This is a genomic window from Ilumatobacter nonamiensis YM16-303 (assembly GCF_000350145.1).
In the GTDB taxonomy this organism is placed as follows: Bacteria; Actinomycetota; Acidimicrobiia; order Acidimicrobiales; family Ilumatobacteraceae; genus Ilumatobacter_A; species Ilumatobacter_A nonamiensis.
The window spans coordinates 1-9,570 of record NZ_BAOL01000188.1 but is presented as its reverse complement, the minus strand read 5'-3'; the positions used below and the strand labels follow the sequence as shown (position 1 = coordinate 9,570).

Sequence of the window (9,570 nt, the reverse complement as noted above, 5' to 3'; positions counted from 1 at the left end):
CCGAACCAGGCCCAGATTCGAGCATCGGCGGGAACGATCTGCGTCCGCCAGTGCTCGCGGGTGAGCACCCGCCATGAGAACAACACGACGACCAGCCAGAACACATCCATCGCCAGGCCGAGCGACGAGTAGTACGCCGCGGCGTCGAGGTATTTGCCGCCGTCGACGGTCGCGGCGTAGGCCCACGTCTCCGACGTGAAATTGACGAGCAGGAACGGGAACAGGAGCAGCACGCCGACCGAGTCGTTGATGTCGGTCAGCGCGTGCGCGGCGTAGCCGAGCAGGAACCCGATCGTGAACCCGCGGTTCTTCTTCCACCCCCACATCAGGAGGGTGAGGAGGATCCCGAAGAACAGCGTGTGGGTGAAACCCATCCCCGGGAACCCTCGATGCCACTGGTGCGGCACGTCGGCCCCGTAGCGCGTCCCGTTGATCGTGATGCCGTACACCCAGAACTTCGACAGGAAATCGGGAGTGAAGTCACCGAGGAAGATCGCCCAGAAGCTGACCTTGCCCTTCATCTTCCTCGGGAGGTGCGCCTGGACGGCGTAGATCTCGAACTGGTGCGCCGCCCAACTCACGGGGCCCGACCTCGGTCACGACGACCCGTGAGCCCGATCCGATCGGTGATCCAGGGCCCGACCACGACGATCCCCACGAGCCATGCCGGTCCGACGAACCAGTTGAGCAGCCACTTGTGCCAGATTCCGAGCGTGATGTAGGTGACCGCGGCGAGGAGATACCAGAACCACTCCTCGGTGCCGACGAGGCGACGGGACCCGCGAAAGTCCGTGAGGTCGGCGCTGACCGACGTACCGCTGGGCTCCGGAGCGTCGCTCGATGGGTCGGGGGGCACGCGCCCGAACGCTAGTCGGCTGCCCCATCGCGGAACCTGGCTGGCATGATGATCCGATGTCGAGCACCACGACGCGCACGGAGACCGACGCGGAGTTCGCCAGTCGGCTGGCGATCCAGACGGGACAGTTGCTCGTCGAAGTACGGACGAAGATGTTCGCCGAAGGTGCCAGTCAGTGGGACGTGAAGGACACCGGCGACGCGGTCGCACAGGACTTCCTCGCCCGCGAACTGCACACCCACCGACCCGACGATGCGGTGCTGTCCGAGGAAGAGGGCCAGACCGACACCCGCCGCTTCGATTCCGATCGGGTCTGGATCATCGACCCGCTCGACGGGACCCGCGAGTTCAGCGAACCGGGCCGCGACGACTGGGCGGTCCACGTCGCACTCTGGGAGAACGAGAGTTTCGGTGCCGCAGCCGTGAGCCTGCCCGCCCTGAACGCGGTCTTCTCCACCGATCCCCCGCCGCCGATTCCTCCGATGTCCAGGGACCGGCCGCGCCTGGTCACGTCACGGACGCGGGTTCCCTACTCCGCCGCGCTCGTCGCCGAGGGACTCGAAGCGGACGCTGTCAGGCTCGGATCCGCCGGTGCCAAGACGATGGCGGTCGTCATGGGGCATGCCGACATCTACGTCCACGACGGCGGGATGTACCAGTGGGACTCCGCCGCTCCGTGCGCCGTCGCGGCGGCCGCCGGTTTCCACGCGAGTCGGCTCGACGGCTCGCCCCTCGTCTACAACGAGCGCGATCCGTGGCTGCCGGACTTCATCGTCTGCCGTCCCGAACTCGCCGACTCCGTGCTCGGCGCGATCTGGGGATCGTCCCACTGACATGGACCTGAATGCCACCCGGTTCGATGTCGTCGACGGGGTGGCGACGCTCTGGCTCGACCGGCCACACCGCGCCAACGCCTGGACGGGGCGGATGCATGCGGAGTACCGCTGGATCATGGCCGAGCTGGAGGACCGCGACGACGTCCGCGCGGTCATCATCGCCGGGACGGGCGACCGCTTCTGTGTCGGCGGCGACAGCCAGGCACTGTCCGACCACGCCGAACGTGGTTCCTACGACCGGGGAATCACCGACGAGGCGGCCAGCCCCGGCGGCGGCGACCGCATCGACGCCGACTTCGCGTGGCAGCTCGGCTATCGCCATCCGATCATCGCCGCGGTGAACGGCGCCTGCGCCGGCATCGGCTTGGCGCTCGTCACGTTCTGTGATCTGCGATTCGTTCACCCCGACGCGAAGCTCACCACGGCTGCGCCCAAACTCGGTCTGCCCGCCGAGTACGGGATGACCTGGACACTGCCCCGGCTGATCGGAACGACCCGCGCCGCCGACATCCTGCTGTCCGGACGGGTCTTCACGGGGACCGAATCGGCCGAGTGGGGACTCTGGAACACGGTGTCCGACGATCCCCTCGCGGCGGCAACGGAGTGGGCGCGAGCGCTGGCCACGACGACCGGACCGGAAGCTGTGCGGATGACGAAGCAGCAACTCGCCGCCGACCTGCTCCGCCATGATCCTCAAGCGAGCGTCGACGACTCGATCCGGCTGATGAACGTGGCAATGGGCACCGACGAGTACGCCGAGGGTGTCGCCGCGCTCGTGGAGAAACGCCCACCGAACTTCTGAACGGGCGGACGCAAACACCTGGACGCGTTCAGACCGCTCCGTAGGCGAGCATCGCGTCGGCGACCTTGACGAACCCGCCGATGTTCGCCCCCGCCACGTAGTCGACCGTGCCGTTCGTGCGGCCGTACTTCTCGCCGTAGGCGACGCACGTGGAATGGATGTCGGACATGATCGTCTTCAACCGGCTGTCGACCTCCTCGCGCGACCACGAGATGCGCAACGCGTTCTGACTCTGTTCCAGCCCGGAAACGGCCACTCCGCCGGCGTTCGCCGCCTTGCCCGGAGCGAAGTGCACCCCGGCGTCACCGAACGCGTGTACGCCGTCGAGGACGGTCGGCATGTTCGCCCCCTCCGACACGGCGATCACGCCGTTCTTGATCAGGGTCGACGCCTCGCTCGCCGACACCTCGTTCTGCGTGGCACACGGCAGCGCCAGATCGCAGGGCACGCCCCACGGCCGCTCGCCGTCGTGGTACTCGCACCCGAAGTGTTCGGCGTACTCACTGATCCGGCCGCGCCGGACCTCCTTCAGATCCTTGAGCCACGCCAGCTTCTCGGCGTGGATCCCGTCGGGGTCGTGGATGAACCCGCCGCTGTCCGACGCGGTGACGACCTTCGCGCCGAAGTGGTTGAGTTTCTCGATCGCATAGAGGGCCACGTTTCCCGAACCCGACACGGCCGCGGTCTTGCCCTCGACGGAGTCGTCGACGTGATTGAGCATGTTCTCCATGAAGTAGACCGCTCCGTAGCCGGTCGCCTCGGTGCGGATCAGGCTGCCGCCGAAGGCGAGTCCTTTCCCGGTGAGAATTCCGTTGAACCGGTTCTCGAGTCGCTTGTACTGCCCGAACAGGTAGCTGATCTCGCGAGCTCCCACGCCGATGTCGCCCGCTGGGACGTCGACGTCGTCGCCGATGTAGCGGTGCAGTTCGGTCATCAGCGACTGGCAGAACCGCATCACCTCCCCGTCGCTCTTGCCTTTCGGGTTGAAGTTCGACCCACCCTTCGCACCGCCCATGGGGAGTCCCGTGAGACTGTTCTTGAAGATCTGCTCGAAACCGAGGAACTTCAGCACGCTGAGCGTCGTGCTCGGATGGAACCGCAGCCCTCCCTTGTACGGCCCGATCGAGTTGTTGAACTGGACGCGCCACGCCCGATTGGCGCGGATCTGGTCCTGGTCGTCCTGCCAGGTGACGCGGAAGATGATCACGCGATCGGGCTCGGTCATCCGTTCGAGGATCTGCGCGTCGCGGTACTGGGGATGGTCGAGCGTGAACGGGATCAAGGTCTCGGCCACCTCGCGGACCGCCTGCTGGAACTCGGGTTCGCCCGGATTCCGCCGCTCCAACCCGTTCATGAATCCGTCGAGTTCCTGCCGTACTCCGTCGTTCATGTCCCCGTCTCCGCGTTCTCCGGCGGCTCACCGGTCATCAGCCGGCGTTCAGCGTAGAGCACCACCATCTCCGCCAGCTCCGAGATGACGATCGACCGAGCCGGCTCGGTGGTCGGGCAGGTCGCCAACGTGTGCCGCACCGTCTCGATCGCGAGCGTGATCCCGGCGCGTCGTACCGTCGCATCCTGCTCGTCGCCCAGGCCGATCAGCAGACCTTCGAAGGTGTCGACCATCGCCGACCGGACACCGAACCCGACGGATCCCGCCTGGTCAGGGCGTAGCTCGGTCGCGAGCCGATAGTACCCGGCGTGATCGAGCGCGAGTCCGGCCGCGATCGCCACGATTTCGCGCAGCGCATCGGGCACCTCGTCGAGCGCGGACACCCCGTCGATCACTCCTCCGAAACGCCCGGCCGCAACCTCGAGATACCGGTCCGCGAGCGCTTCGCCGATCGCATGTTTGTCGGGAAAGAAGCGATACAGCGCGCCGACAGACACACCGGCCGCTTCGGCGATCTGCGTCGTCGTGGTGCCCGCAGAGCCATGCGCGGCGAACAGCGTGTTCGCTGTGCCGAGGATTCGTTCGACCGTGGCCTGCGAACGCTGTTGTTTCGGCGCCGGTCGCGTCAACTCGCGCTGATCGATCCGTTGCCCGGATTGCGGACACAGTCGGTTCGCGTATCGGCGGTGGGTGCCAGCGCCGCCGCCAGGCACTGCCCGAGGACTGCATGCCCCGCTGCATTCGGGTGCCACGACTCCTGACAGGTCTGGAACCAGTCGGTGCACACGTTCTGGATCCGCGCGATGTCGAGCTTGTCGGTTCCGTTGATGCTGGTGAGGTGGACACCGGTCGGCACCCCGCCCGACTCGTCCATCAACCGCACGGGCGTGGCGAGTGCGCCGGAAGGACTGTTGGACCGTTCGCAGAGTCGGGCGCCGTCGAAGGCCCGCTGGACGTTCAGGTAGCGCAGGTCGGTGCCCGGATATTCGCTCACCAGCGTTGCGTGCGCCCCGGAGACCAAGTTGCCGAGACCCTGACTGAATTGATGCGCCGGCCCGAGGCTGGCGCGGTGCGCCGGACAGCCCGCTGCGTAGCGTTCACGGACGAGACCGCGGAACTTGTCCCGGGTGTCGGTGCGGCGGTCCTCTTTGTAGAACGTGTTCTCGAAGTCGGTCGGCAGCGGGTTGGTGTAGTCCTGCAGGATGATCGAGTGCTGCCCGTCGGCGTCGATCTGGGCAAGGGTGTCGACGATCTGGCGCAACGCTGCGGTCGTCTCCGCCTGCGCGTTCGCGAGCTCGGCTGCGGTCGCCAGATCGTTCGCCGTGCACGGATCCTGCGGGCTCGTGGCGCCGGTGATCCAGTTGATGATCGGAACCCAGAACTCCCACCATCCGATGTACCCGTCTGCGACGAATCGTCCGGCACAGTCGGCCGCGGCGTCACCGAACGTGAAACTGGAGTTGTTGGAGCCGAGTCCGATCAGCACCACGTCGATGTCGTGGGTCTCCGCGACCGTTCGCAGTTGGTCGAGTTGAGCCTCGACGGTGCGTCCGGACGGGCGAGCGATCGAATCGTTCGCGATGTCGTGGGGTTGTCCTCCGGAGCACGCGAGGTTGAACCGCTCGTCGATCCCGCCCAGCGGGGCGACCTCGATCGATGCGTTCGACGACCGATGACAGAAGAACGCGTTGCTGTTGGCGGCCGACCAGCCCGGGAACCCCTGCGCGACGCCGTTGACGTCGACCACGGCCTCGTAGCTGCCGGCGCCCTCGCCGGAGATGAACGAATCCCCCATCGCGACCGCGGCGGTCGGCAACGACGGTGGTGGCGCCTCCTGTGCCGATCCGGTCGTCGCCGGGACGACCGTGGCAACGGCGATCCCCGTCGCCATGGCGAGCTTCGTCAGCCGAGCGTGCTTCATGTGATCCCCCGATCAGAAAGCGAATGTTCCTTCGCATCTTGGTCGGAGCGTCAGATTCTGTCAACCGGCTTCGTCCGCGGAAGACTCCGACGATGCCGCGACTCAGCCAGGTTCCTCGTGATGACGCCCACCCGTTCGCACAGGCGGTGTACGGCGCCGTGTTCGACGATCGCGATCCGGTTGCCGAACCCGGCACGGCCACCGGAACCCCGGGAAACTGGTGGACCGTCTTCGCCCTCGTCCCCGACGCGTTCGACCACACGACGGCCGGGTTTCAGTTCTACCGATCACCCGATCGGGAACTCTCCGCGCGGGCTCGCGAGCTCGGCCAGACGCGAGCGGGCTACGTCGTGGGCAGCCAGTTCGTGTTCAGCCAACACTGCAAGGCGATGCGCGACGCCGGGTTCACCGACGCGGAGGTCGCCGCGATCCCGCACTGGTCGACCACCGACTGCTTCTCGCCCGCCGAGCGCGCCCTCCTCGCCTACACCGACTGTCTCGTGCTCGAGCACGGTCGCGTGCCCGAGGGGGTGTTCGATGCCCTCCGCGAGCACTACAGCGAAGTCGAGATCCTCGAGTTCACCTACATCACCTCGACCTATGCGATGCACGCCACGATGAGTCGAGCGCTACGCCTCGAATACGACGACGTCGACGATCGAGTGGTCGAGGTCGCCGACCCGCAGGGAAATTTCGCCGGAACCGACGTCATGTCGATGGTCGACGACACCTGACATCGCCGTCCAGCACGCCCACCTCCCGTTTGTGTTGTATTTCTGGTCGTCGGAGCCGCCAGAAGTGCAACGCAAACGAGGATTCAGAGGGCGGCGATCACGTCGGCGGGTGCTTGGACCAGTTCGATCAGCACGCCTTCGCCGGAACGGGGGGTCGCCTCGTTCCCTTTCGGGTGCAGGAAGCACACGTCGTGACCCGACGCGCCACGGCGAATACCGCCCGGGGTGAAGCGCATCCCCTGCTCGGTGAGCCAGCCGACCGCGGCGGGGAGATCGTCGATCCACAGCCCGATGTGGTTCAGGGTCGGCACGTGGACCTTCGGTGCGACCTCCGGGTCCAGCGGTTGCATCAGGTCGATCTCCACGGCATGCGGACCGCTCCCGAGGCGCAGGATGTCCTCGTCGACGTTCTCGGACTCCGCGACGTAGTCCCCGACCTTCTCGACGCCGAGCAACCCGGTCCAGAGCCCCGACAGCGCCCCCTTGTCGAGCCCTCCGATCGCGACCTGCTGGATCCCGAGAACCCGGAACGGACGATCAGTGGTGGTGCTCTCACTCATGGGACAGAACGTAACTGGCCACACCCGTCTCTCGGAAGTGAAACGCCGCCCGACCGGTGAGCGAACCGACGTCCGGGTTGCGATCCGCTCACCGCCTCGAGAGGCGGCCGTGCATTTTCGTCCGAGCTGCACTCAGGTTTCGCGCCGAGGTCACGACATCATGGAGGCCATGACCGACTCGGCCGAGATGGCTTCCGACCGCAGCTGGGCCGCGTTCACCGAGTCCGGTCCGTGGACGCTGGAACGAGACGATGCTCGCTGGCTCCCCCTCGCCGCCACACTGCGACGCCGAGCGCAGGACGAGGTCCCGACGCTCACCGCGCCCCGCCGGTTTCCGTCCGGATCTCGGGTCTTCACGGTCGTTCGCCATCTCGGTGGCGCCGTCCTCCCCTGGCTGGCGCGCAAGAAGCTGAATCGCTTTCCGACCTCGGAGGCGAGCCGGCTCGACCTCTCGGACCGGCTCCGTCGCGCCGCCGAAGCACTCGGGCCCACCTACATCAAGCTCGGTCAGATCATCTCGTCGGGTGAAGGTCTCTTCCCACCCGAGCTGGTCTCGGAGTTCAAGAAGTGTCGTGACCAGGTGCCGGCCGAGCCGTTTGCCGCCGTGAAGCTCACCGTCGAACAGGATCTCGGGGCCCGACTCGGCGACATCTTCGAGTCGTTCGAGGAGACTCCGATCGCTGCGGCATCGATCGCCCAGGTGCACGCCGCACGGCTCCGAACGGGCGAGGAAGTCGTGGTCAAGGTCCAGCGACCGCAGGTCTCGTCGCTCGTGCGCAAGGACCTCAAGGTGATGGCGTGGCTGGCGCCATTCCTCGTCGGACGGATTCCCGTTGCGGCATTGGCGAACCCGCCCGCGCTCGTGGAGCTGTTCGCCGAGACGATCGTCGAGGAACTCGACTTCCGGATCGAGGCGGCCAACATGGTCGACGTCGCGGCGATGCTCCACGACCTCGAGCAGGATCGCTACGTCACGCCCCGCCCACATCCCGAGCTCGTGACCCGGCGGGTCCTGGTGATGGAACGTGTCCACGGCTTCAACTTCGACGACGTCGCGGGCATGCACGACGCCGGAATCGACACCGAGGCGGTGATCCGCACGGCGATGGTCGCGTTCATGGAGGGAGCGATCGTCGAGGGGATCTTCCACGGCGACCTGCACGGCGGAAACCTGCTGGTCCTCGACGATGGACGAACGGCGCTCCTCGACTACGGCATCGTCGGGCGCCTCGACGGTCCCCGCCGCAACGCGTTCCTCCGCCTGATGCTGGGGGCGACGACCAACGATCCGAAGGGACAGGTCGAGGCGTTGCGTGACCTCGGTGCCCTCCCCGTCGACACCGATGTGGCGGCGGTCATCTCCGACCTGCGCCTCGACCAGGAGGTGATCGACCCGACGACGCTCACCGGCGAGGAGATGGTGAAAGAGGTCCAGCGGGTCGTGAAGGCGATGCTCGGCTACGGCGCCAAGCTCCCGAAGGAGCTGATGCTCTACGTGAAGAACCTCGTCTTCCTCGACGGAGCGATCGCCCGCCTCGCTCCCGACCTCGACCTGATCGGCGAGGTGACGAACATCTCGATGCTGTTCGCGATGAAGCACGGCGAGCGCCTCGGGCGAGAACTCGGGCTCAACCCAAGTGACGTGGAGTTCGACATGGACGGCGTGAAGGCGAGTATGGGACTCGACCCGAGTGTGAACCGATTGACCTACCGAGAGCTCCAGGAGCGGCGCGCCCTGATCCAGAAGCGGATGGCGGATCACGTCGAGGGGCGCGACTGATGCGGCTGGTCATCGCCCGCTGCTCGGTCGACTACGCCGGTCGTCTCGATGCCCACCTCCCCGAGGCGAACCGCCTGATCATGGTCAAGGCCGACGGTTGTGTCGCCATCCACGCCGATGGTGGCGCGTACAAGCCACTCAACTGGATGAACGCGCCGAACGTGCTCGCCGAGGGCGAGGGTCAGTGGGTGATCACGAACCCGAAGAAGGAAACGCTCACGATCACTCTGCACGAGGTACTGAGCGACATCAGCACCGAACTCGGCGACGACCCCGGACTCCAGAAGGACGGGGTCGAAGCGCACCTCCAGGAACTCCTCGCGGCGAGCCCCGACTCGATCGAGGACGGGCTCACGCTCGTGCGCCGCGAGTATCCCACCGCGATCGGTCCGATCGACCTCGTGTGTCGCGACGGAGCCGACCAGGTGGTGGCGATCGAGGTGAAGCGGCGCGGCGAGATCGACGGGGTCGAGCAGTTGGCCCGCTACATCGAGCGGCTCCAGCTCGACTCGTCGCTCGGCGACATCCGCGGCGTGTACGTGGCGCAATCGATCAAGCCCCAGGCGAAGGTGCTCGCCGAGTCACGTGGGTTCACCTGGGTCGAGGTCGACTACGACCAGCTTCGCGGCCTGCGCTCCGACGAACTCAAGCTCTTCTGACCGTTACGTGACGGGTCTGACCCGTTACGTAA

At 66.6% G+C, this 9,570-nt stretch carries 11 protein-coding genes; 5 read left to right on the top strand and 6 right to left on the bottom strand.

The annotated features are described in order from the left end of the window. Positions 1 to 581, bottom strand: a 581-nt coding sequence (locus ON45_RS16320) for a metal-dependent hydrolase (RefSeq protein ID WP_040495132.1), incomplete at its 3' end; no start/stop codon positions are given. After that, a complete protein-coding gene (locus ON45_RS16315) occupies positions 578 to 856 on the bottom strand; it encodes a hypothetical protein (RefSeq protein ID WP_040495130.1) in 279 nt (92 codons plus the stop codon). The genes ON45_RS16315 and ON45_RS16320, both read right to left, overlap by 4 nt. 56 nt (positions 857 to 912) lie before the next feature. On the opposite strand from ON45_RS16315, the gene ON45_RS16310 reads away from it, so the two are divergent. Both ON45_RS16310 and ON45_RS16305 read left to right on the top strand, forming a co-directional pair. Beyond that, the gene (locus ON45_RS16310; RefSeq protein WP_040495128.1) at positions 913 to 1,689 is read left to right on the top strand and encodes an inositol monophosphatase family protein; all 777 of its coding nucleotides are present in this window, start codon (positions 913 to 915) and stop codon (positions 1,687 to 1,689) included. Position 1,690: 1 nt separating this feature from the next. After that, positions 1,691 to 2,494: an enoyl-CoA hydratase-related protein gene (locus tag ON45_RS16305; protein WP_040495127.1), complete on the top strand. Its 804-nt coding sequence runs from the start codon at positions 1,691 to 1,693 to the stop codon at positions 2,492 to 2,494. Positions 2,495 to 2,522: 28 nt separating this feature from the next. On the opposite strand, the gene gdhA is transcribed toward ON45_RS16305, so the two are convergent. The 3 genes from gdhA to ON45_RS16290 are packed head-to-tail and all read right to left on the bottom strand — an operon-like array spanning position 2,523 to position 5,805. Next, positions 2,523 to 3,884, bottom strand: coding sequence for an NADP-specific glutamate dehydrogenase (gdhA, locus tag ON45_RS16300; protein ID WP_040495126.1), 1,362 nt, complete (start codon positions 3,882 to 3,884; stop codon positions 2,523 to 2,525). Further along, positions 3,881 to 4,513, bottom strand: a complete 633-nt coding sequence (locus tag ON45_RS21700) for a TetR/AcrR family transcriptional regulator (RefSeq protein WP_051063209.1) — start codon at positions 4,511 to 4,513, stop codon at positions 3,881 to 3,883. Before ON45_RS21700 ends, gdhA begins: the two co-directional genes overlap by 4 nt. Then, positions 4,510 to 5,805 carry an SGNH/GDSL hydrolase family protein gene (locus ON45_RS16290; RefSeq protein WP_040495125.1) on the bottom strand — a complete coding sequence of 432 codons (1,296 nt, stop codon included), beginning with the start codon at positions 5,803 to 5,805 and terminating at the stop codon, positions 4,510 to 4,512. Before ON45_RS16290 ends, ON45_RS21700 begins: the two co-directional genes overlap by 4 nt. Positions 5,806 to 5,897: 92 nt before the next feature. Here ON45_RS16290 and ON45_RS16285 point away from each other — a divergent pair, with 92 nt between their 5' ends. Then, a complete protein-coding gene (locus ON45_RS16285; protein ID WP_040495134.1) occupies positions 5,898 to 6,539 on the top strand; it encodes a carboxymuconolactone decarboxylase family protein in 642 nt (213 codons plus the stop codon). Between the two features lie 83 nt (positions 6,540 to 6,622). Here the strand turns inward: ON45_RS16285 and ON45_RS16280 are convergent, their stop codons facing one another. Beyond that, positions 6,623 to 7,099 (bottom strand): VOC family protein, encoded by a 477-nt coding sequence (locus ON45_RS16280; protein ID WP_040495124.1) that lies wholly within the window; start codon positions 7,097 to 7,099, stop codon positions 6,623 to 6,625. A gap of 169 nt (positions 7,100 to 7,268) precedes the next feature. Here ON45_RS16280 and ON45_RS16275 point away from each other — a divergent pair, with 169 nt between their 5' ends. Then, the gene (locus tag ON45_RS16275; RefSeq protein WP_241432231.1) at positions 7,269 to 8,879 is read left to right on the top strand and encodes an ABC1 kinase family protein; all 1,611 of its coding nucleotides are present in this window, start codon (positions 7,269 to 7,271) and stop codon (positions 8,877 to 8,879) included. Next, a complete protein-coding gene (nucS, locus tag ON45_RS16270; protein WP_040495122.1) occupies positions 8,879 to 9,538 on the top strand; it encodes an endonuclease NucS in 660 nt (219 codons plus the stop codon). Before ON45_RS16275 ends, nucS begins: the two co-directional genes overlap by 1 nt. Positions 9,539 to 9,570 lie beyond the last annotated feature (32 nt).